A 21,575-nucleotide genomic window follows, 5' to 3' on the forward strand; every position below is an offset into this window, starting at 1 on the left:
CCGCACGGTCGAGCAGTAATGGTCGGACCGGGGCGCCGCGCCCCCGTGAGGCGTACTCTGAGCAGCCTGTAGGCCATGGTGCGCGCTCGCTCCCCGCGCGGGCGCACCACCGTGGCGGGGGGTACACATGGTGCAGCGCATCGTACGGAGCAGGCGCACCCTCTTCGAGCGCGAGAGCGAACTCGCCGCCGTCGACGAGGCGTTGGACGAGCTGGCCGGACTGCGCACGGACGGCGCCGAGGCGGCCGACCGTTCCCGGGGCGCCCTGCTCGCCGTCGCCGGACGCGCCGGCATCGGCAAGACCACCCTCCTTGCCGAGATCCGCCGGCGCGCCACCGCGCGGGGCTGCACCGTGCTCTCCGCGCGCGGCGGCGACCAGGAGCAGCGGGTCGCCTTCCATGTGGCCCGCCAGCTGCTGCAGCCCCAGTTCGCCGGCTCCGGCGAGAGCGATCTGCGGGCCTCGCTGGGCAGTTGGTACGACATCGTCGGCCCCGCCCTCGGCCTGTGCGCGCCGACCGCCGCCGCCCCGCCCGACCCGCAGGGCCTGCGCGACGGCATGGACTGGGTGCTGACCCATCTCGCCGTGCTGCGCGCCCCGATGGTGCTGGTGCTGGACGACGCCCACTGGGCCGACCCCGAATCCCTGCGCTGGCTCGCCGCGTTCGCCCCCCGCGCCGAACAGCTGCCGCTGCTGGTCGTCGTCGCCTACCGGCCCGACGAACTCCCCGACCACGCCGAGTCGTTGCGGGGCCTGCCCGGCCGCGCGGGCGGACGCCCCCTGGACCTGGAGCCGCTCAGCGCCACCGCGGTCGCCCGCCTCGTACGCGAGACCTTCGGGCCGCACGCCGACGACGCGTTCTGCCGTGAGTGCTGGGCCGTCACCGCCGGAAGCCCCTTCGAGACGGTCGAGTTGATCGCCAAGGTGCGCGACCGCGGCCTCACCCCCACCGAGAACAGCGCCCGTCTGCTGCGCGATCTCGCCGCCGCGGTCAAGGGCAGCGGCCTCGTCTCCCGCCTCGAACGTCTGGGCACTTCCACCGTCCGCTTCGCATGGGCCTGCGCCGTCCTCGGCACCGAGATCCATCCGCTGCTCGCCGCCGCCGTCGCCGGCCTCGGCCACGAGGAGGCCGCGGACGCCGCCGACGCCCTGCGCGGCGCCCGCATCCTCACCGGCGGCGAGACCCTCGAGTTCGTCCACCCGCTGATCGCCACCGCCGTCTACCGGGCCATCCCGCCCGGCGTCCGCGTCGCCCTGCACGGTCAGGCCGCCTGGTGCGTGATCGACGCGGGACTGGGCCCCGCCGCGGCCGCCCGCCACCTCCTGGAGACCCACCCCGAGGGCGACACCGGCGTCGTGCAGCAGCTGCGCGCCGCCGCCGAGGAGACCCTGCGCGCCGGCGCCCCCGACGCCGCCCGCAGCTACCTCGCCCGCGCCCTGCGCGAACCCCCGAACGCCCAGGACCGCGCCGCCGTCCTGTACGAACTGGGCTCCGCCTCGCTGCTCACCGAGCCCGCCACCACCGTCAACCATCTGCGCGCCGCCCTCGAGGAACCCATCGCCGACGCCGGCCTGCGCCACCGCATCGTCTACCGGCTCTCCCAGGTCCTCGCCCACAGCGACCGCCTCGCCGAGGCCTCCGACACCCTGGCCCGGGAGATCCGGGTGACCGACGACGCCCGGGTCAAGCTGCGCATGGTGTCCGAGGAGTTCATGTGGGACGCCTTCCGCGCCGACGAACCCGACCACCCCTCCCGCTCCCGCCGCCTCACCAAGCTCGCCGTCCGCCTCAAGGGCCGCGACCTCACCGAGCGGTACATCATCGGCCTGCGCGCCTGGGACGCCACCCTGCGCGGCGAGCCCGCCCACATCGCCCTCCACCACGCCGAACGCGCCCTCGACGGCGGCCTCGGCTGGGCCGAGCCCGACCGCGGCTTCGAGGTGCCCGTCCTGGTCGCCCTCGCCTTCATGTACGCCGACCGGCCCGGCCGCACCGAGGAACTCTTCGCGGCCGGCATCGCCGACTACGAACGCCAGGGCTGGCGCGGCGCCCACCTCTCCTTCGCCTACACCCTCCTCGCCTACGTCCGCTACCGGCGCGGCCGGCTCGCCGAGGCCGAGGACTTCGTCCGCGCCGGCCTCCGCCTCGCCGAGCGCGTCGGCCCCGGCACCCCCGCCCACTGGTACGCCGTCGGCATCCTCATCGAGGTCCTGCTCGCCCGCGGGCGGGTCACCGAGGCCGCACACGTCGGCGAGGACTACTCCTTCCGCGCGCCCTTCCCGGCCGCCGTCGTCTTCCCCGACGCCCAGACCGTCCACGGCGAGCTCCTGCTCGCCCGCGGCCTGACCAAGGAGGCGGCGGAGGAACTGGCCGCCGCGGGCCGCCGCCTGGAACCGCGCGGCATGCGCAACCCCGCCTGGTGCCCCTGGCAGCTCCACCTCGCCCGTGCCGAGGCCCACGAGACCCCCGAGCGCGCCGTCGCCACCGCCCTCGAAGCACTCGCCCGCGCCCGCCAGTACGGCACCCCCTCCGCCGTGGGCCAGGCCCTGCGCACCGCGGCGGAGGTCTCCTCGGGATCGGCCCGCGTCAAGTACCTGGAGGAGTCCGTCACCCAGCTGGAGCGCTCCCCGGCCGCCTACGAACTCGCCTGCGCCCTGGTGGCCCTCGGCACCGAACTCCGCCGCACCGGCCGCCCCCGCGAAGCAGCCGAACACCTCTACCGGGGCCTCGACGCGGCGGTCCAGTGCGGCGCCGACGGACTGGTCGAGTCGGCCCGCGAGGAACTCACCGCGGCCGGGCTGCGCCCCCGCCGCCTGCACAGCACGGAGACGGACACCCTGACGGCCCGCGAACGCACCGCCGCGAACCTGGCGGCCGAGGGCCACAGCGAGGCGGAGATCGCCCGGGAGATGCAGATCGACGAGCCGACGGCCATCCGCCTGCTCTCGGCGGTCTGCCGGAAGATGGGCACGGAGATCACCGGACTGCCGGCCGCGCTGCGGGCGACCTGAGAATGGTGTGCCCCCGCACGCACCCGCGCCCGCGGTAGGACCCCTCGTCCCATTACCATGGGCGCATGTCGTTCCTCCGCCGCCGCAACGCCACCCCCGCCGGCCCCGACTTCGACGTCCTGGCCATGGACCCGGGCGACTGGCCCGGCAACCTCGGCGCCGGTCTGCTGCCCGCCCCCGACGGCACCTGCCAGGGCGTCTTCCTGCGCTACGACCTCTTCGGCGGCCGCGGCCCCGCGATGATCATCGGCAACCTCCCCGAGGGCTCCCCGGCCCGCGAGGTCGGCGAGGGCGAGATCCCCTTCGAGGTGGCCCAGCTGCTGCTCGCGCTGGAGAACGAGGAGGAGGTCACCGTCGTCGGCGTCGAGGACATGCCCGTCATGCAGGGCGACAACCTCCTGATCGTGCGCCGCCTCAAGTTGTCGGAGAGCCGGATCTCCTGCGTCCAGTTCGACCGCAGTGACAATGTCCTGGTGACCATCGCCGCCTGGGACCGCCCCATCACCGACGACCTGTACGCCCTGCTGAAGCCGCTCCCGGCGGAGCTTTTCCAGCAGGGCTGACGCGGCTCGCCTACATGCCGGCGGGCAGCAGCCGCACGTCCGCCGCCCGTACGAACTCCACCCGGTGGCCGTACTGGATCTCGTAGTACAGGTCCTTGCCCCGCACGACCCGGTGCGAGTCGGTGGTGAAGGTGACCGCGTAGTAGTACTCACCCGGCACCAGATCCCCGACCACGTACTTCTGCCCCTTCGGCAGGGTGTACGGCAGCGGGGACAGCGCCTGGACCGGCACTCCCGCCGGATACGCGGCGGCCTCCGGGTAGGCGCGTCCGTACACCGGGACGCTGTCCAGACCGGCCTTCGGTGTGACGACGAGACCCGATGCCGGCACCGCCGTCGGGTGCTTCTCCGGGTTCTTGAACCAGGCCTTCTGCCCCAGGTACCAGATCGCCGTCCAGTCCTCGTAGTGCCCGGCGACCGCGTACTGCTGGCCGGTGGAGACCCGCGAGCCCACGTCGTTGACGTCGATCGTGGAGTCGGCGCCCTTGTGCAGCCCGACGTCCTTGATCAGGGCGGAGTTCTCGTCGTGGTCGGAGTAGAGCCGCACCTCACTGGAACCGTGCGCCGCGCACGGCCGGCCCGGGGTGACACAGCCGGTGTACGCCGGCCGGTTGGTGGCGTAGTCGGGCAGGATCGTCACCAGCGCGCCGTTCTTGCCCGCGGTCCGCTTGAAGGGGTGGCCCAGCAGTTCGAAGTAGTGCCGCCAGTCCCAGTAGGGGCCGGGGTCGGTGTGCATGCCGGGGATGGTCGAGGTCGTCGGGCCGGGCACGTTCTCGTGGCCGAGGATGTGCTGCCGGTCCAGCGGGATGCGGTACTTCGCGGCCAGATAGCGCACCAGACGGGCCGAGGAGCGGTACATCGCCTCCGTGTACCAGGCGTCCGGCGCGGCCAGGAAGCCCTCGTGCTCGATGCCGATCGACTTGGCGTTGATGTACCAGTTGCCCGCGTGCCAGGCCACGTCCTTGGCCTTCACATGCTGGGCGATCAGCCCGTCGGTGGAGCGGATGGTGTAGTTCCACGACACATAGGTGGGGTCCTGGACCAGGTTCAGCACACCGTCCCAGGTGCCCTCGGTGTCATGGACGACGATGTACTTGATGCTCTGCGAGGCCGGGCGGTCGCCCAGGTCGTGGTTGCCGTAGTCGTTGTCGCCGAACTGCTGGTAGGGCGCCGGGATCCACTCGCAGGACACCGACTTGGGGCACTCGGTGCTGTCGTCGGACAGCGCGCGCAGGCCCGTCTTCCCGAGCTGCGCGGTGTCCGGGGCGAGGCCGGGCTCGGCGGCCAGGGCGACCCGCTGACCGGCGTCCGTGGCGCGCTCCTCGCCGGTGCGGAGCACGTCGAAGACATCGTTGGCGTAGGCGGCCGCGGTCGCGGTGTCGTCCGCGCCGGAGAAGCGGGCGACCGCCGCGTACCAGTCCGCCGGGTCGCTGCTCAGCGGCTCGCCGAGGTCTTTCTGGGCCGCGGCGAGGAGTGCGGCACCGCCGGCGACGTTGGACGCCTCGTCGGTACGCAGCCGCTCGGCCGGGATGCCGGTCAGCGCGGCCGCCTTCGGCAGCGTCTCGAGGCGTGCGGGGAGCCGGGACCCGGCCGGGACGCTGGCTCTGGGGTGCAGGGCGGGGCGGGCGCCGTCGCCGCGGGCGTCCTCCGTGCCCTCGCTGTGGTGCGAGGTGGCGGTGAGCGCGGTGCGCGCGTCGGTGAGGTGCATCGGGCCGTAGCCGCCGCTCACGCTCGGCGCGCCGTCGTGCCCGTCCCAGCGGGACTGGAGGTAGGAGACGCCGAGCAGCACGCTCGGCGGGACGTGGTATTCGGCGGCCGCGGCGGCGAACGCCCGCTGCAGTGATCCCGCGGACGACGCGGGGGCGCCGGCGGCCGGGGCCGCGCCGAGCAGCGGCAGCAGCAGGGCCGCCGAGCCGAGGGCGCCCGCGGCCGCGCGGGCGCGTCTGTGGCCGGGGGTGGACACGGGGTCGGTGACGGATCCTCTCAACGCAGCCTCCTGGGACGGACGAGCGTGACGGGGCATTCAGGGCCGAGCGGTGGGTCAGTGGTACTCGCCGGCCGACGATCCGTCAATCATGCCCAGAGGAGGGAGATTTCCCATGTCAACACGAGGGTGGCGGAGTTTCGCGGGGGCGGTGTGCGGGCCTGCGGGGCGTCAGTGGCCCACACCAATGGCCGTGTCCGCACCGGCCCCGGACATACGAAGATCCGCGGTGCGCCGTCGGTGGCGCACCGCGGACCGCCGTCCCCGTCAGCGAGTGCCGACCGCCGCGCGCACGGCCTTGCGGGCCAGCTGGCAGTCGTCGTGCAGCCGCCGCAGCAGCAGCCGTTGCTCCTCGCCGGACGGCGCAGCACCCGGGTGGGCCACTCCCGGTGCCGCCGGGGTCGCGTCGTGCATCGAACGCTGCACGGCCGTCTCGTAGGTACGGATCTCACGCGTCAGGACGAGCATCAGGTTCACCAGGAACGCGTCCCGCGAGGCGGGACCCGCCGACTGGGCGATCTGGCTGATCTGACGGCGTGCCACCGGCGCGTCCCCGAGGACCGACCACAGCGTCGCCAGGTCGTAGCCCGGCAGATACCAGCCGGCGTGCTCCCAGTCCACCAGCACCGGACCGGCCGGGGACAGCAGGATGTTCGACAGGAGTGCGTCGCCGTGGCAGAACTGGCCCATGCCCTGCCGGCCCGCGGTGGCCGCGATGCCGTGCAGCAGTTTCTGCAGATCGCCCATGTCCCGGTCGGTGAGCAGCCCCAGCTCGTGATACCGGGAGATACGGGCCGCGTAGTCGAGCGGGGCGTCGAAGGTGCCCGCCGGCGGCCGCCAGGAGTTGAGCCGGCAGATCGCGCCGAGGGCCGCCCTGATGTCCGCCCGGGGCGGGGCCTCGGCCGGGTGCCGCTGCAGCGCCGCCACCCGTCCCGGCATCCGCTCGATGACCAGGGTGCAGTTGTCCGGGTCCGCCGCGATCAGTCTCGGCACCCGCACCGGCGGGCGCTGCCGGACGAACGAGCGGTAGGCCGCTATCTCGTGCCGGATCCGCTCGGACCACGCGGGAGAGTGATCGAGTAAACACTTGGCGACGGCCGTGCTGCGCCCGGTCGTGCCGACCAGGAGCACGGACCGCCCGCTGCGGCGCAACACCTGCACCGGAGCGAACTCCGGGCAGATGCGGTGCACCGACGCGATCGCCGTACGCAGCTGGGCGCCCTGGGGGCCGGACAAGTCGAGTCTCCCGCTGAGCGGTTGGGTGCCGAGCCCCGCCGGACGCCGTGGCCGACCCGCACCGAGCACGGGGGCCGCCTGCCGGGCGGCGGGGTCGAGGTAGGGGCCGCTGCCCGCCGGGCGGGGGTACAGCGACCGGGGCGGGGCGGACACGGAGGACGATGCTGCGTACATGGGCGAAACAGATCCCTTCGTGTGCCTGCTGTTGCCTGTCTGCTCACGCGCGCCGCCCGGCCCGGCCGCCCGGACGCATCCTGGGGAATGCGGCCGTTCTCGCGAAAAGGCAACCGGGTCGGGGTGGCGCGTTCCTACCTGACACCCGTCGCCCCGTGGCACACCATCTGGCGAACCCTGGCGAACCCTGGCGAATAGTCGCCCGGCAACTCTCCCCGGGCTACTGTCAACTCAGCCGAGAACCTGGGGGCTTGACGTGAGCGGACAACCCAACACCCGCCTTGCGGACCTGTTCGGCCTGGCCGGCTGGTCCAAGGGTGAACTCGCGAGGCTGGTCAACCGGCAGGCGGCGGCCATGGGCCACCCCCAGCTGTCGACCGACACCTCCCGGGTGCGGCGTTGGATCGACATGGGGGAGATCCCCCGCGATCCGGTGCCGCGGGTGCTGGCGGCTCTGTTCACCGAGCGTCTCGGCCGTGTCGTGACCATCGAGGACCTCGGTCTGGTCCGGCACGGGCGTACGGGGAAACGGCAGGACGACGGGAGTGTGGAGCATCCCGACGGTGTGCCGTGGGCGCCCGAGCGGACAGCGGCGGTCCTCACCGAATTCACGGGAATGGACCTCATGCTCAACCGACGCGGCTTGGTGGGTGCGGGTGTCGCGCTCACCGCGGGATCCGCACTCAGCAGCGCCATGCACGACTGGCTGCACACCGACCCGGCCCTCAAGGCCGACGCCCCCCAGTTCGACGACCCCCTGCACGCCGACCCCGCTGGGTTCGACCGCTACGAGGCCGCCCCCATCGGGTCGCAGGAGATCGAGGAACTGGAGCGCTCGGTCGAGGTGTTCCGGGCCTGGGACGCCGCCCGCGGCGGCGGGCTGCAGCGCAAGGCAGTCGTGGGCCAGCTCAACGAGGTGGGCGGCATGCTCGCCTACCGTCACCCCGACCATCTCCAGCGGCGCCTGTGGGGCGTCGCCGCCAACCTCGCCGTCCTCGCGGGCTGGATGTCGCACGACGTCGGCCTGGAGCCCACGGCCCAGAAGTACTTCGTCATCGCCGCCCACGCGGCCCGGGAGGGCGGTGACCGGCCCCGCGCCGGGGAGGCGCTCTCGCGAGCGGCTCGCCAGATGGTGCACCTGGGCCGGCCCGACGACGCACTGGACCTGATGAAACTCGCCCGGTCCGGCTCCGGCGAGGAGGTGCTGCCGCGCACCCGCGCCATGCTCTACACCATCGAGGCCTGGGCACAGGCCTCCATGGGCAAGGGCCAGGCGATGCGCCGCACCCTCGGGCAGGCGGAGGACCTCTTCGTCTCGGACAAGGGGGACGTGCCGCCGCCGAGCTGGATGCAGATGTTCAAGGAGGAGGACCTGTACGGCATGCAGGCCCTGGCCTACCGTACGCTGGCCGAGCACGAGCCGGGCGCCGCCGTGCACGCCCAGCACTACGCGGAGAAGGCCCTGACGCTCAGGGTCGACGGCCGTCAGCGGTCGAAGATCTTCGATTTCCTGTCCATGGCGTCGGCCTGCTTCATCGCCGACGACCCCGAGCAGGCCGACCGGTACGCACGACTGGCCCTGATGTCGATGGGATCCAACTCCTCCCATCGCACCTGGGACCGGCTGCGCCAGATGTACCGGCTGACCGCCGAGTACGCCAGCTACCCGAAGATCCACGAGCTGCGTGAGGAGATCAAACTTGCCCTGCCGAAGCCGGCGAAGGGCGACGGCAGCGCACGGGTGTAGCGGGACGATCGCTTCGTACCGGATCACCCGGGCCTGGATCACCCGGGCCTAGACCACCCGGGCCTCGATCACTCGGGCGACGAGCACGCACGCGTCGTCCTCGCGCTCGGCTTCACCACCGAACTCCTCCACGACCGTCCGCACGCAGTCCTGTGCGGTGCGCGCCTCGCCGAAGCGCGGGGCCAGGTCGAGGAGGCGGCCCACGGCCTCGTCACGGCTGTCCGCGGGCACCAGCCCGTCGGTGGGCAGCAGTAACAGGTCGCCTGGTTCGAGGGTCTGTTCGGTCTGCTCGTAGGAGGCACCGGCGGTCGCGCCGAGCAGGACACCGTCCGGTGCCCGCAGCCTGCGCCCCGTCCCGTCGCGGAACAGCAGCGGGGCGGGGTGTCCGGCCTGCGCCCAGGTCAGGGTGCGGGTCTCGGGCCGGTAGCGGCAGCAGACGGCGCTGCCGAGGGCGGGTTGCACGGTGGCGTCGAGTAACTGGTTGAGCAGGGACAGCAGGTGGCCCGGCTCGGTGCCGGCCATCGCCATGCCGCGCAGGGCGCCGAGCAGCATCGCCATCCCGGAGGTGACGGTGACGCCGTGGCCGGTGAGGTCGCCGACGCTCAACAGGGTCTGTCCGTCGGGCAGTTCGAGGGCGTCGTACCAGTCGCCGCCGATACGGGCGCTGCGGGACGCCGGCAGGTAGTGGGCCGCCAGGTCCAGGGTCTCGGGGCCCTGGTGCGGGAGCCGCAGGGAGCCACGCCACGGCGGCAGCACGGCCTCCTGCAGCTCCACCGCGAGCCGGCGCTCGGTCTGTGCGCGCTGCTGGTGGCGGTGGAGCGAGTCACGGGTCTCGCTCACCGCCCGCTGGCTGCGGCGCAGTTCGCTGACGTCCCGCAGCACGGCCCACATGGAGGCGGTGCTGCCGTCGGCGTCGAGCACGGGCTCGCCCATCATGTGCACGGTCCGTGCCTCGCCGTCCGGGCGCACGACGCGGAACTCCCCGTCGATGGGCTTGGCGTCCACGAGACAGTCGGTGACCATCGCCGTCAGCTTCGCGCGGTCCTCGTCCAGTACCAGGGACGGCAGTTCGTCGAGGGTGAGCGGAGGAACGGAGGGTTCGCGCCCCAGGATCTGGTACAGCTCTCCGGACCAACTGGCCTCGTCGGTCAGCAGATTCCATTCGGCACTGCCGACCCTGCTGAGCAGCGAGCCGCGCCGGGGAGCGGACGGCACGGCTGCGGCGGGGGAGGCCGTCTCCTGGGCGGGACCGAGGGGGGCCGGGCCGTCCCGCAGTTGCGCCAAGTGGGCGCCCAGGTCCTCCAGTTGATGCAGCGCCAGATCACAGAGTGCGCGCTGCCACCGCTCCTCGGGGTCCGAACCGTCGCCGTGGGTGTCCCGCCGTACGGCGTCCACGTCGCCCCTCAGCCGTCGGGTCTGCGATATCAGCGCGTCGAGCGAGCCGCGCCCCGGCGGCTGGGCGGCTGGGTGATCCGCAGAGAGATGGGACGGCATGACGCACTCCGATGCGGGGACGGTACGACCAAGGCGGACGGAGGGACCGTTACGACTGTTGCACAGCCCGCGACGCGCTGTAAGGGATTTGGCAACACACGATACGGTGGTGCTTCTGGCATATGCCAGCGTCTCCACGAACCGGGCCGGCTGCGCGTACCGCCTACCGCGCCGGGCGGGTCAAGTCGTAGTCGATGTACGTGACTTGGGGCATCGTAGTCGAGTTCGAGCGGAGGCTCAGCCGCCTGTTCGACGGGTGCTTGTTCGAGCATGCCCGGCATACGGCCCCCGGCAGCCGGTAGTGACGCAGGTCACACAAACTGGAAAGCGCTTCCGCGTAATGCGATCGGCACCTGCGGAGTCGTAACAACAGATCGGCACACCGGCCGACCTCCGACCGCAGGGGACACCGACCATGGACATCACCCTCGAGCAGCCCGCCCGTGGCCGCCTGATCACGTCCGACGAGCAGGAACTGCCCGTGCCGACGACCCTGCGGTACGTCTCCACGGACCCGCTGGCCGTGCACCTCGACTTCCCGCCGGAGGTCTCCCTCGACGGCACCGGCGTCACCTGGACCTTCGCCCGCGCCCTGCTGGAGGACGGACTGCGCGGCCCGGCCGGTGGCGGCGACGTGCACATCTGGCCGAGCGGCCGGGCCCGTACGGTCCTGGAGCTCCACTCGCCCCACGGCCTGGCCCTGCTGCAGTTCGACACCTCGGCCCTGCGCCGGTTCCTGTTGCGCACCTACGCCGTGGTCGGGGTCGGCGAGGAGGACCTCGGCGAAGTCGTCGACCGCGGCCTGAGCACCCTGTTCGGCAACGTCTGAGCCTGGTCGCTCCCGCGCCTCAGCGGCCGGGCCCGGGATACAACTCCGGGCGCGGGGCCAGGCCGACGGCCATGCGGGCACCGCTTGCCAGCGCCCTCACCCCGGCCTCGGTGACGACGGAGGCCGCGTAGCCGTCCCAGGCGCTCGGCCCGGTGACCCTGCCCTGCGCCTCCTCGGCCCGGCCGGTGTCGGGATCGGCGACCGCGACGACCCTGGCTGGCTCCGCTCACCACCCGGTCGAGGCGTCGTATGTGATCGGCACCCATGTGGCCCGCACCCAGAACGGCCGCTCCCAGCAGGTCGGACACGATCGGTCGGCTCCCGTCCCTCGACGGCCAGGGTTTCATGGTCGTCAAGGGAGGCAGCCGGTACGGCCGTTCAGTACCGCAGCACGCCCGCGATCCCGTGCGCGTCGCCGAGCATGCCGTCCGGGACGAAACGGACCTCCGCGCCGGTCTCCAGGCACTGCTCGACGATCTCGTCCACGATGTCCTCACGGGCGTCGAGGTCACCGCTCGCGGCCGGGACCAAGTGGTCGCCGAGGACGTCGCTCACCGTGACGCGGTAGTTCTCCTCGACGGCCAGCAGCCGCAGCCGCCCCTCGCGGGCGCTGTGCCAGACCTCGTCGACGCCGGCCGCGAACGCCTTGCGGCTGCGGGCCGACTCCAGCTCGCGGGCCACGGCGTCGGTGCCCTTGCGGGCCATCGCGGCGACCATCGGGCGTACCGCCTGCCACACCGCCTCGGGTGTGCCGTGCGCGAGGCCGCCGTGCGGGATGTGCACGGCCTCCTTGGTGACGCCGCCGACCTCGTCCAGCAGCGACAGAGCGGCCTGCTCGCCGGTGACGTACAGCGGACGGGGCTGTTCGCGCAGCACCATGCCCAGGGTCGCGTCGGCCTCCCGCAGGAAGTGCCGGGTGCCCTCGTCGCGGAAGGTGCTCGGCATGTCGCCGATGCGTTCCTGGCGCTCGGCGTCGAAGTTCTCGAGGCTTCTGGTCATCGGGAAGCCGCCGGAGTGGTCCTCCACGACCCGGTCCGTGCCGCCGCTCCAGAGGGTGACCCGGTCGGCGGAGACCGACAGCACCCAGAACGGCCGCTCGGCGGCCTGCGCGGAGACCAGGTTGCGGGTCAGGAAGGTGTCGGAGAGCACCACGCGCTCCGGCACCGCACGGGCCAGCGACCACACCTGGTGCTCACCGGGAGCGGCGAAGATCACCAGACCGTCCTCGGCGTGCGCCAGGTCCACCTCGGCGAGGGCCTGGTCGAGCTGGTGGACGACGTCGGAGCGCCGCTCCCGGGTGATCGCGGGATCGGACTCCAGCTGCTTCTTGGCCTCGGCCACCACATTGCGCAGCCGGACCGGATCCTGGGCGTTGTCGGGCTCCCGACGATGGGTCGGCGTCAGCACGGACACGGCCGGATAGGGCCGCGGGCGCCGGAGCTCGGACAGGGTTGCGGGACTCAGGTCGTGCTCCATAACAAGCACCATAGGACCGTTTCGCGGATGGGGCATTAGGGACAACCGGGCCGGGCGAACGCGATGAACGGGGGTGGCGGCAGGACCGGTCGCGTTCTGCTGTCGGCCAAGGCCCTCGCGCCCCGCCCGGCGCGAGGGACAGGATCGTCCCATGCCGTCGATCTTCGTTCTCGTGCACAGTCCGTCCGTGGGCCCCTCGACCTGGCGTCCGGTGGCCGGGCACCTGACGGCCGCGGGCCATGAGGTGCGGGTGCCGTCCCTGCTGCACGTCGGCGCCGGTGCCCCGCCCTTCTGGCCGCGCGTCGCCGCCGCCGTCCGCGACGACCTGCGGCAGCTCCCGACGGACAGCCCCGTCACGCTGGTCGCCCACAGCAACGCCGGCTTGTTCCTGCCGACGATCCGCGCCGGCCTCGACCGTCCGGTCGCCGCCTCGGTCTTCGTCGACGCCGCGCTGCCCGCCCGCAGCGGGGCAACCCCGGTCGCGCCACCGGAGTTGCTCGACTTCCTGCGCCCCATGGCGGTCGGCGGCAGACTGCCCCGCTGGACCGACTGGTGGGACGAGGCGGACGTCGCGCCGATGCTCCCCGACCCCGAGCTGCGCAAGGCGGTCGTCGAGGAACAGCCCACCCTGCCGCTGTCCTACTACGAGCAGCACATCCCCGTCCCGGCCGGCTGGGACGACCACCCCTGCTCCTACCTGCTGTTCGGACCTCCGTACGACGACCTCACCGCCGAGGCGCGCGGACGCGGCTGGCGGGTGGCCCACCTGCCCGGCGCCCACCTCCACCAGCTGGTCGACCCGGCCGGCACGGCCCGGCACCTCGTCGAACTCGGCGGTGCCGCCTGACGGCGAACCGGCGCGACCCCTGACGGGGCCCGGCCACCGCGATGCTGCCCTGCGCCACCGCGCACAGGGTCCGCGCCCCGGCACCGTCGACCGTCGTCAGGTCGCAGCGGCACAGCGCCCAGCAGACGGCTGAAGGGCTGCTCCGCGAGGGTCTTCCGGGCGAGCTCGAGATCCATCGCCGCGCACACCTCCAACCTCTGACCGGCCCAGCGCCACCCAGCAGGAACTCGCCCGCAACCTCGCGCTGCGCGAGTCCGCGGTCACCGCGCTGGTCACCCGCCTCACCTCGGCGGGCCTGCTGAGCAAGCGACCGCATCCCCTCCAGCACCGGACCGTGGTGCTGGAGTTGACCGAGATGTGCGCGGATGCCCTGCGGGCCGCGCAACCGGAGATCGACGCCTTCAACGCCGAACTGCGGTCGCTCCAGGGGGAGGAGGGCTTCGTGCACACGGCCGGCGCGCTGCACCGCCTCGCCCACTGGGACGAGTGACGACCTTCTCAGCTGCCCTCGTCAGTCGTCCTCGTCCGCCCCGCACGAACTGCCGCTCGGGGGCAGGGAGCCGTAGAGCAGGAAGTCGTCGACCTTCTGGTGGACGCACTTGGAGGAGCCGTAACCGGTGTGGCCCTCGCCCCTGTTGTCGAGGACCACGGCCGAGGAGCCGAGCCGTTTCGCGGTCTCCACGGTCCATCGGTAGGGGGTCGCCGGGTCTCCGCGGGTGCCGACCAGGAGCATCCTGGGGGTGTTCAGGTCGCGCACCTCGGCGCGGATGTAGTCGGTTCCCTTGGGCCGGCCGTAGCACATGAGCAGTTGGGTGAGCCGGTAGCGGCCGAAGACGGGGGAGGCCTCCTCGTACTGCGCGCGGAGCCGGGCCAGGTCCTTGGTGAGCTGCTCGGCGTTGGGGCGGTCGGGGTCGTCGGCGCAGTTGATGGCCATCAGCGCGGCGGGGAGATTGTCGAGCGGTACGTCGTCCTCGTCGACCAGGCCGCCGTCCCCCGCGTGCGGTGCGGAGGGCGAGAAGCCGCCGTTCGCGAACGCCGTCACACCGCGGGTCTCGCCGTCCTCCACGAGTTGGGCAAGTGCCCGCTCCAGCGAGGGCCACAAGTCCTCGCTGTACAGGCCCTGCCCGATGGCGCCCACGAGGTCCTGGCCGGTGAACTGCCGGCCCAGGTCGTTCGACACCGGGTCCTCGTCGAGGGAGTGGACCAGCTGAACGACCTGTTCACCGGCGCTCCGCGCGTCCTGGCCCAGCGGGCAGGCGATGTCCTTGACGCACCAGTCGACGAAGTCGTCCAGCGCCGTCTGCTGCCCCTCGGCGCCCGCGATGCCCTGCTCGGACATCGGTTCGGTGAGGGTGTCGACACCGTCGAGCACCAACCGGCCGACCTTCTTGGGGAACTGGGCCGCGTACACGGCGCCGAGCCGGGTTCCGTAGGAGAAACCGAGGTAGTTGAGCTTCTTGTCGCCCAGGGCCTGGCGCATCACGTCCAGGTCGCGGGCGGCGTACATCGTGCCTATGTACGGCAGGACGGGCCCGGAGTGCCTGGCGCACTCGGCGGCGGCCTTCCGCAACTGCCGCAGCACGTCCTGCGGATGAGCCAGGTCCGGGTCCCCGTTCTCCGCCGCGGACGCCTCGTCGGCACCGTCACCGCAGCTGACCGGGGAGGACCGGCCGACGCCGCGCGGGTCGAACGTGACCACGTCGTAGCCGTTCGTCAGGCCCATGAAGTCCTTGCCGCCGCCCGCGAGTTCGCTCACGCCCGCCCCGCCCGGGCCGCCGAAGTTCAGCAGGACAGAGCCGCGCTTCGGGCCCGTCGCCCGGTAGCGGGCCAGCGCCAGTTCGAGCGTGCCGGCGCGGGGGCGGGCGTAGTCGAGCGGCACGGTGACCTTGCCGCACTGCAGATCCGGTGGCACGTCCGCGCCCTCGCACCGGGTCCAGTGGATCTTCTGCCCGTAGAAGCGGGACAGGTCGGGGCCGGCGCGTTCGGCGGCGGCCGTCGGCAGCCCCGCGGCGAGCAGGGTCGCGGCGGCGGTCGCGGTCACCGCGCAGCGCCGCACCGCGGGCCGCGTCGACAGCTTGGCCAGCATCGATGCCTCCCTGGGCGCCCGTCGCGGACCGGGAGAACGGCGCCCTCGATCACGATAAGCGGCCCCCGGAACCCTCGCCTCCGGACGAGCGGGGGCGTCCGGGGTGCCGTACGCTCCGCCCGCGCCGGCAGTGATCGGACGGCTTTACAGCTAGTTCGACAACCGTGCCGCTCGATGGAGTGAAAGGCCGATTAGCCATAACTCGGATCGTTCGCCCGGCGTTCTACGGGGTGCGGGCACCTGCCCGTTCTCCCCGGCGCGGGCGGTGGCCCGCGACCCCGTCTGGAAGGCAACGAAGCCATGAGAAGGGCTACCCGAAACGGTGTGATCGCCGTCGCGGCCGTGTCCGGCGCGATGGCGCTGGCGGCTCCCGCCCACGCCGACTCCTCGGCGGACGGCGGCACGGCCGGCTCGCCCGGACTGATCTCCGGCAACACCGTGCAGTTGCCGGTGCACGTGCCGGTCGAGGTCTGCGGGAACACCGTGAACGTCGTGGGGCTCCTCAACCCCGCGTCCGGCAACCGCTGCGCCGATGAGGACGGTCACCGCACGCCGGGCGCGTCCGCCGCCCATGGCAGCCGGGCACACGGCGGAGGAAAGGATTCGCCGGGCGTCCTGTCCGGCAACGCCGTCCAACTCCCCGTCCACGTCCCCGTGAACGTCAGCGGCAACACGGTGAACGTGGTCGGCGTCGGCAACGCGGCCGACGACAACGACTCCGCGAACACCTCCGGCAACCGCCCCCCAACTCCCACCCACCGCACCCCCAAGCCCCCCGCCCCACCCAAGCCCCACCCCGCCCCCGAGCACACCGCCGCATCACTCGCCCACACCGGCACGAACGCGACCCTGCCGGCGGCAGCGACGAGCGCCGCGCTGATCCTGGCGGGAGCAGCCGTCTACCGCCGCTCCCGCTCCCGCACAGACCGCTGAGCCCAGGAACCCACAGGCGAACGACCGGCCGACGGAGCGATGGGCGGGCTTCTGGTGGTGGGTCCGGTCGGGTGGGCGATGAGCGGTCGGGGCCTTTGAGGGGCCGGTCGGCGGGCCATGGGCGGGTGCGCTTCTGGCCGTGAGGCCCATCGGGTGAGCGAGGGGGCGGGGTTTCGGCGGCCAGCTCCGGCACGGGGCCGTGCACCACTACGCCCGGTGCCACGTCGGTGACGGGCAGTGTGAGCCGCTGGCCAGCGGGCCGGTTCGAACTCGGGGCCCGGGTGCGGTCGCCGGAGCCCAGCCGGTTGTGGTCCTGGGTGAACGCGGTGCCGTCCGCCCCCACCAGCACCGACCCGAACGGCTCGTGCCCGGCCTCCAGCGCCCTTCCCCCAGCTCGACACACCGGCGCAGATACGGCAGATCGGCGTTCCTCACGACCATGACGTACGGCCTTCCTCGCGCGGCGATCTTCGCGGGCGGCCTATCCACGCCGCACCGTGCCGCAGCACGCCCGGAAAGCCCGCGCGGTGCGGCGGCGAACACAGGTGTGTAAAACAGTTGCCGGGGTCGCGCCCCGGTGCTGGAGTGATCACATGGATCACGCAGCGGTGCTCGCCCTCTTCGACCGGGACATACGCGAGGGGGCGCAGCCGGACAGCCCCGACGCGCGGGTGGAGCGGGTCGGCGGCGTGGTCCGCCAGGTGTCCTCGGCGCGCGGCTGGAACGGCGTCGTGTGGTCCGACCTGGACGAGACGAACGCCGACGAGGTCATCGCCGGGCAGATCGCCTACTTCTCCGGGCTCGGCCGTGAGTTCGAGTGGAAGCTGTACGGCCATGATCTGCCGGTGGACCTCGGGGAGCGGCTGCGGAGCGCGGGGTTCACGGCCGAGCCCGAGGAGACGCTGATGATCGCCGAGGTCGCCGCCCTCGACCTCGACGCCCGGCCGCCCGAGGGCGTGCGCCTGCTGCCGGTCACCGACGCGGCGGGCGTCGACCTGGTGGCGGACGTGCACGAGAAGGCATTCGGCACCGACGGCTCCCGGCTGCGGCACCAGCTGCTGGCCCGGCTGACGGGGGAGCCGGACACGATCGTCGCCGTCATCGCGCTGGCGGGGGACGAACCGGTGAGCGCGGCCCGGATGGAACTGGTGCCCGGCACCCGGTTCGCCGGGCTGTGGGGCGGCGGCACCGTGGAGGGCTGGCGTGGCCGGGGTGTCTACCGGGCCCTGGTCGCCCACCGGGCCCGTGCCGCCGTGGAGCGCGGCTACCGCTACCTCCAGGTCGACGCCTCCAGCCAGAGCCGCCCCATCCTGGAACGCCTCGGCTTCGCACCGCTGACCACGACGACGCCGTACACCTACGTGCCGTAGGGTCTCCCGGATTCTCCCTCGGGGCCGGATGTCACATCCGCGGCGGTCCGATCCGTCGCAGGGGCATGACGACGAACCAGAAGAGCCAGAGCATCCTCCTCGCGGGCGCCAGTGGCGTCCTCGGCGGTCACATCACGCGCGCGTTGACCGATGCGGGCCACAAGGTCACCGGTCTCGGGCGCGGTCCGGCGAACGGCGTACGGGCCGACCTCATGGACCGCGACGCCCTGCCGCGCGCCGTCGACGGGCAGCGCTTCGACACCGTCATCCACGCCGCGACCGCGCTGCGCCAGGCGCCCATGCGCCACCGCGACATGTACGCGACCGACGCGCTGCGCACCGACGGCACCGCCCATCTCGTCGAGGCCGCACAGGCCACCGGCGCACGTCGCCTGATCAGCGAGTCGATGGTCTTCGGGTACGGCTACGGGGACTTCGGCGACCACGTCATCACCGAGGACGACGTGTTCGGTCCGCGCGGCAGCACACCGGAGCTGGAGCGGCACGTCGAGGGTATGCGCGTCAAGGAACAACTGACCTTCGAGGCCGCCGGGTTGGAAGGCATCTCACTGCGCTTCGGCCTGTTCTACGGTCCCGGCGGCACCGACGCGATTCTGCCCATGCTGCGCAGGCGGCAGCTGCCCGTCCCCGCCGACCACGGACGGCTGCTGCCGTGGATCGAGCTCACCGACGCGGCCCGCGCGGTGGCCGCCGCCGTCGAACACGGCCGAGCGGGCCAGGCGTACAACATCACCGACCGCACCCCGTTCGGTTTCCGCGCCCATGTCCTGTGCGTGGCCGAGGAGTTCGGTCTGCCCAGGCCGATGACCGTGCCGCGGTGGCTGACCCGCCCGATGTCCTACGCGCACACCATGTTCGCGACGAACATGCGCGTGTCCTCGGCGAAGGCGGAGCGGGAGCTGGGCTGGACACCCGTGCACCCGTCCTGCCGGGACGGTCTGGCCGCGCTGGCCGCACGGCGTTGACCGCCGACCGGGGCCGTTCGGACCGGAGTTGGAGGCCGAACGGCCCCCCGCGAGCGGAGTCCGCGGCTGGGAACCTGATACGGGGGAGAGCCTCCCGGCGCCCTTCTCTCCCGCTCGGGGCGCACGGTCGAGGCGGCGGGCCCGCCGATCGCCGAGGGGAGCCGCATCGGCGGGCCCGGCTCGGACCGCGACGCGCGCCCACAGTGAGCGGCGTGGCCCGGCTCGGCTCGCGGGTTGCGATGCCCGTACCCGCAGCGAGCCACGTGGGCTGGCTCGGCTCGGGTTGCGATGTGCGTGCCCGCTGCGAGCCGCGTGGGCGGGCTCGGCTTGGGACGCGATGCCCGCGTCGCAGCGAGCCGCGTCGGCGGGCCGACGCCCGCGCCGGCAGCGCCCGGGCGGGGCACCACACGCTCCGCCCGGACCCGTGCGATCGTCTACGGGCTTCCCGTCGGACGCCCTTCCCTCCCGCTCAGGGCGCACGGTCGAGGCGGCGGGTCCACCGATCGCCGAGGGGAGCCGCGTGGGCGGGCTCGGCTTGGGACGCGATGCCCGCGTCGCAGCGAGCCGCGTCGGCGGGCCGGGCCCGGGATCGCGATGCCCGTGCCCGCTGCGAGCCGCGTGGGCGGGCTCGGCTTGGGACGCGATGCCCGCGTCGCAGCGAGCCGCGTCGGCGGGCCGGGCCCGGGATCGCGATGCCCGTGACCGCAGCGAGCCGCGTCGGCGGGCCCGGCTCGCGCCCCGACGCCCGCACTCGCAGCGCCGGGGCGGTGGCACCACGCGCCCGCGCCCAGAGCGTCCGGGCGGGGCGTCAAACGCTCCGCCCGGACCCGTGCGATCGTCTACGGCCTTCCCGCCGCCGTCAGCGGTGCGCCTTCGCGCGGTCCAGGGCAGCCACGCCGACCGCGGCCAGGCCGATCTGGATGAGCCACTCGATCCAGTCGACGCCCTTGGTGTCCTGGACGCCGATTCCGGCGGCGATCGCCGAGCCGATCAGTGCGGCCACGATGCCGACGAGGATCGTCCACAGGATGCCGATGCGCTGGCGGCCGGGAACCACGAGGCGACCCAGCACGCCGATGATGATGCCGATGAGAATGGCACTGATGATGCCCGAGATCTCCATCTCCGCCCCTCTTCGTCCGAACCCCCGCTCCTTCCCTCTGCCCGCAGAATGCGGAGGCAGTCCGCTCCGGTTATTGCCGGGACTTTCTGTTCACCCGGCCGTCATGCCATGTACCTTTCAAGCGTTCAACGCGTGTAGAAGTCTGAACTCCCCGTCTACGCGCGCAGATCGGCGCCCGCACCGCCCGCACCGCCTCTACCCCATCCCCTCACGGAGGTTCGACGGATGCTCGGATCCAGAAGATCCCGCCGCAGACTGACCACCGCCCTGGCCGGCCTCGGGCTGCTCGTCACCGGGGCCGCCCTCCAGGTCGCCGCTCCGGCCACGCCCGCTCACGCAGCCACCACGCACCGCGTCCTGTTCGACGACGGCCACGCCGAGGAGGCCGGCAACGCCGACTGGATCATCTCGACCAGCAAGCCCGACCCGCTCGCCCAGGACTCCTCCCCGTCCGCCGAGACGGACTGGACCGGCGCGTTGTCGTCCTGGGGCGTCGCCCTGCAGAAGACCGGCAACTACAGCCTGAAGACCGCGACCAGCGCCCTCACCTACGGCGGCTCGTCGTCCACGGACCTGTCGAACTTCGACACCCTGGTCCTGCCCGAGCCGAACACGCTGTTCACGTCCGCCGAGAAGACGGCGATCATGAACTTCGTGAAGAACGGCGGCGGCCTGTTCATGATCTCCGACCACACCGGCGCCGACCGCAACAACGACGGCGAGGACGCGGTCGAGATCCTCAACGACCTGATGACGAACAACAGCGTCGACTCCACCGACCCGTTCGGCTTCTCCATCGACTCGCTGGACATCAGCTCCGGCTACCCGGCCGCGATCAGCGACAGCACCGACCCGGTGCTGCACGGCTCCTTCGGCACAGTCACCAAGAGTCTGATCGCCGACGGCACGACGGCCACCCTCAAGCCGTCCGACAACTCCTCCGTCAAGGGCCTGGTCTACCGCTCCGGCTACTCCGGAAACACCGGCGCCTTCTTCCTGACGTCCACCTTCGGCAGCGGCCGCGTCGCCTTCTGGGGCGACAGCTCCCCGATCGACGACGGCACCGGCCAGTCCGGCAACACCCTCTACGACGGCTGGAACGACTCCGGCGCCACCAACGCGGCCCTCGCCCTGAACGCCACCGCGTGGCTGGCCGGGGACGGCAGCAGCAGCGGCGGAGGCGGAAGCGGCGGGGGCACCGGCACGTGCACCGCGGCCCAACTGCTGGGCAACAACGGCTTCGAGTCCGGAAACACCACCTGGAGCGCATCCAGCGGAGTGATCACCAACTCCAGCAGCGAGTCGGCCCGTACGGGCTCGTACTACGCCTGGCTGGACGGGTACGGGACGGCCACCACGGACACCCTCTCCCAGTCGGTGACCATCCCGTCCGGCTGCACCACCGCCGCGCTCAGCTTCTATCTGCACGTCGACACGGCGGAGACCAGCACCAGCACCGCCTACGACACCCTGAAGGTCCAGGTCCTCAACAGCTCCGGCACGGTCCTGAGCACCCTGGCCACCTATTCCAACCTCAACGCGGCCAGCGGCTACACCCAGCGCAGCTTCAGTCTGGCGAGCTACGCCGGCCAGACCGTCACCCTGAAGTTCACCGGCACCGAGGGCTCCACCCTGCAGACGTCCTTCGTCATCGACGACACCGCGCTCAACGTCAGCTGACCCACGTGGGGGCCCGGCTTCCGCGCCGGGCCCCACA

At 72.7% G+C, this 21,575-nt stretch carries 15 protein-coding genes and 3 pseudogenes; 10 read left to right on the forward strand and 8 right to left on the reverse strand.

Annotation, left to right across the window (positions count from 1 at the left end; all coding sequences use genetic code 11):
- Positions 1 to 127: 127 nt before the first annotated feature.
- On the forward strand, positions 128 to 3,010 hold the full coding sequence (locus tag MKW14_RS09435; protein WP_240861024.1) for an ATP-binding protein: 2,883 nt from the start codon (positions 128 to 130) through the stop codon (positions 3,008 to 3,010).
- Between the two features lie 65 nt (positions 3,011 to 3,075).
- A complete protein-coding gene (locus MKW14_RS09440; RefSeq protein ID WP_208781660.1) occupies positions 3,076 to 3,573 on the forward strand; it encodes a hypothetical protein in 498 nt (165 codons plus the stop codon).
- 10 nt (positions 3,574 to 3,583) lie between these two features.
- Here MKW14_RS09440 and MKW14_RS09445 read toward each other — a convergent pair whose 3' ends face one another.
- Both MKW14_RS09445 and MKW14_RS09450 read right to left on the reverse strand, forming a co-directional pair.
- Positions 3,584 to 5,560: an N-acetylmuramoyl-L-alanine amidase gene (locus MKW14_RS09445; RefSeq protein ID WP_240861026.1), complete on the reverse strand. Its 1,977-nt coding sequence runs from the start codon at positions 5,558 to 5,560 to the stop codon at positions 3,584 to 3,586.
- 264 nt (positions 5,561 to 5,824) lie between these two features.
- A complete protein-coding gene (locus MKW14_RS09450; RefSeq protein ID WP_240861027.1) occupies positions 5,825 to 6,967 on the reverse strand; it encodes an aminoglycoside phosphotransferase family protein in 1,143 nt (380 codons plus the stop codon).
- Between the two features lie 256 nt (positions 6,968 to 7,223).
- Between MKW14_RS09450 and MKW14_RS09455 the strand changes: the two genes are divergently transcribed.
- Entirely contained in the window at positions 7,224 to 8,714 is a 1,491-nt protein-coding gene (locus tag MKW14_RS09455; protein WP_240861029.1) for a DNA-binding protein NsdB, read from the forward strand.
- A gap of 48 nt (positions 8,715 to 8,762) precedes the next feature.
- On the opposite strand, the gene MKW14_RS09460 is transcribed toward MKW14_RS09455, so the two are convergent.
- A complete protein-coding gene (locus MKW14_RS09460) occupies positions 8,763 to 10,208 on the reverse strand; it encodes a PP2C family protein-serine/threonine phosphatase (protein ID WP_240861032.1) in 1,446 nt (481 codons plus the stop codon).
- A 415-nt stretch (positions 10,209 to 10,623) separates the two neighbouring features.
- On the opposite strand from MKW14_RS09460, the gene MKW14_RS09465 reads away from it, so the two are divergent.
- Positions 10,624 to 11,037 (forward strand): SsgA family sporulation/cell division regulator, encoded by a 414-nt coding sequence (locus MKW14_RS09465; RefSeq protein WP_240861034.1) that lies wholly within the window; start codon positions 10,624 to 10,626, stop codon positions 11,035 to 11,037.
- A gap of 148 nt (positions 11,038 to 11,185) precedes the next feature.
- Here the strand turns inward: MKW14_RS09465 and MKW14_RS09470 are convergent.
- Positions 11,186 to 11,345 (reverse strand): annotated as a pseudogene (locus MKW14_RS09470) (inositol 2-dehydrogenase); the annotation flags it as partial.
- Positions 11,346 to 11,415: 70 nt separating this feature from the next.
- Complete coding sequence (locus MKW14_RS09475; protein ID WP_240861036.1) at positions 11,416 to 12,513, reverse strand: baeRF3 domain-containing protein; 1,098 nt, start codon at positions 12,511 to 12,513, stop codon at positions 11,416 to 11,418.
- Positions 12,514 to 12,664: 151 nt separating this feature from the next.
- Here MKW14_RS09475 and MKW14_RS09480 point away from each other — a divergent pair, with 151 nt between their 5' ends.
- Together MKW14_RS09480 and MKW14_RS41835 are read left to right on the forward strand one after the other, a co-directional pair.
- Complete coding sequence (locus MKW14_RS09480; RefSeq protein WP_240861038.1) at positions 12,665 to 13,360, forward strand: alpha/beta fold hydrolase; 696 nt, start codon at positions 12,665 to 12,667, stop codon at positions 13,358 to 13,360.
- A 211-nt stretch (positions 13,361 to 13,571) separates the two neighbouring features.
- Positions 13,572 to 13,850, forward strand: a pseudogene (locus MKW14_RS41835) (winged helix DNA-binding protein); the annotation flags it as partial.
- Positions 13,851 to 13,871: 21 nt separating this feature from the next.
- On the opposite strand, the gene MKW14_RS09495 reads toward MKW14_RS41835, so the two are convergent.
- A complete protein-coding gene (locus MKW14_RS09495; RefSeq protein ID WP_240861042.1) occupies positions 13,872 to 15,446 on the reverse strand; it encodes an alpha/beta hydrolase in 1,575 nt (524 codons plus the stop codon).
- Between the two features lie 300 nt (positions 15,447 to 15,746).
- Between MKW14_RS09495 and MKW14_RS09500 the strand changes: the two genes are divergently transcribed.
- Positions 15,747 to 16,379 carry a chaplin gene (locus MKW14_RS09500; RefSeq protein WP_276618966.1) on the forward strand — a complete coding sequence of 211 codons (633 nt, stop codon included), beginning with the start codon at positions 15,747 to 15,749 and terminating at the stop codon, positions 16,377 to 16,379.
- Positions 16,380 to 16,600: 221 nt separating this feature from the next.
- On the opposite strand, the pseudogene MKW14_RS41515 reads toward MKW14_RS09500, so the two are convergent.
- A pseudogene (locus MKW14_RS41515) lies at positions 16,601 to 16,820 on the reverse strand (cytidine/deoxycytidylate deaminase family protein); the annotation flags it as partial.
- Positions 16,821 to 16,972: 152 nt separating this feature from the next.
- Between MKW14_RS41515 and MKW14_RS09510 the strand changes: the two are divergent.
- Positions 16,973 to 17,749 carry a GNAT family N-acetyltransferase gene (locus MKW14_RS09510; protein ID WP_240861046.1) on the forward strand — a complete coding sequence of 259 codons (777 nt, stop codon included), beginning with the start codon at positions 16,973 to 16,975 and terminating at the stop codon, positions 17,747 to 17,749.
- A gap of 65 nt (positions 17,750 to 17,814) precedes the next feature.
- On the forward strand, positions 17,815 to 18,735 hold the full coding sequence (locus MKW14_RS09515) for an NAD-dependent epimerase/dehydratase family protein (RefSeq protein ID WP_240861047.1): 921 nt from the start codon (positions 17,815 to 17,817) through the stop codon (positions 18,733 to 18,735).
- Between the two features lie 859 nt (positions 18,736 to 19,594).
- On the opposite strand, the gene MKW14_RS09520 is transcribed toward MKW14_RS09515, so the two are convergent.
- Positions 19,595 to 19,858, reverse strand: a complete 264-nt coding sequence (locus MKW14_RS09520; RefSeq protein WP_208778572.1) for a GlsB/YeaQ/YmgE family stress response membrane protein — start codon at positions 19,856 to 19,858, stop codon at positions 19,595 to 19,597.
- Between the two features lie 225 nt (positions 19,859 to 20,083).
- Here MKW14_RS09520 and MKW14_RS09525 point away from each other — a divergent pair, with 225 nt between their 5' ends.
- The gene (locus tag MKW14_RS09525) at positions 20,084 to 21,538 is read left to right on the forward strand and encodes an immune inhibitor A (protein ID WP_240861049.1); all 1,455 of its coding nucleotides are present in this window, start codon (positions 20,084 to 20,086) and stop codon (positions 21,536 to 21,538) included.
- Positions 21,539 to 21,575 lie beyond the last annotated feature (37 nt).

The sequence above is a fragment of the Streptomyces gilvus genome (assembly GCF_022513565.1).
GTDB lineage: Bacteria > Actinomycetota > Actinomycetes > Streptomycetales > Streptomycetaceae > Streptomyces > Streptomyces gilvus.

Coding starts and splice junctions, on each gene's coding strand:
- MKW14_RS09510 (WP_240861046.1), top strand. CDS start 16,973: ATGGATCACGCAGCGGTGCTCGCCCTCTTCGACCGGGACATACGCGAG.
- MKW14_RS09440 (WP_208781660.1), top strand. CDS start 3,076: ATGTCGTTCCTCCGCCGCCGCAACGCCACCCCCGCCGGCCCCGACTTC.
- MKW14_RS09500 (WP_276618966.1), top strand. CDS start 15,747: ATGAGAAGGGCTACCCGAAACGGTGTGATCGCCGTCGCGGCCGTGTCC.
- MKW14_RS09515 (WP_240861047.1), top strand. CDS start 17,815: ATGACGACGAACCAGAAGAGCCAGAGCATCCTCCTCGCGGGCGCCAGT.
- MKW14_RS09460 (WP_240861032.1), bottom strand. CDS start 10,208: ATGCCGTCCCATCTCTCTGCGGATCACCCAGCCGCCCAGCCGCCGGGG.
- MKW14_RS09450 (WP_240861027.1), bottom strand. CDS start 6,967: ATGTACGCAGCATCGTCCTCCGTGTCCGCCCCGCCCCGGTCGCTGTAC.
- MKW14_RS09475 (WP_240861036.1), bottom strand. CDS start 12,513: ATGGAGCACGACCTGAGTCCCGCAACCCTGTCCGAGCTCCGGCGCCCG.
- MKW14_RS09480 (WP_240861038.1), top strand. CDS start 12,665: ATGCCGTCGATCTTCGTTCTCGTGCACAGTCCGTCCGTGGGCCCCTCG.
- MKW14_RS09520 (WP_208778572.1), bottom strand. CDS start 19,858: ATGGAGATCTCGGGCATCATCAGTGCCATTCTCATCGGCATCATCATC.
- MKW14_RS09525 (WP_240861049.1), top strand. CDS start 20,084: ATGCTCGGATCCAGAAGATCCCGCCGCAGACTGACCACCGCCCTGGCC.
- MKW14_RS09435 (WP_240861024.1), top strand. CDS start 128: ATGGTGCAGCGCATCGTACGGAGCAGGCGCACCCTCTTCGAGCGCGAG.
- MKW14_RS09495 (WP_240861042.1), bottom strand. CDS start 15,446: ATGCTGGCCAAGCTGTCGACGCGGCCCGCGGTGCGGCGCTGCGCGGTG.
- MKW14_RS09465 (WP_240861034.1), top strand. CDS start 10,624: ATGGACATCACCCTCGAGCAGCCCGCCCGTGGCCGCCTGATCACGTCC.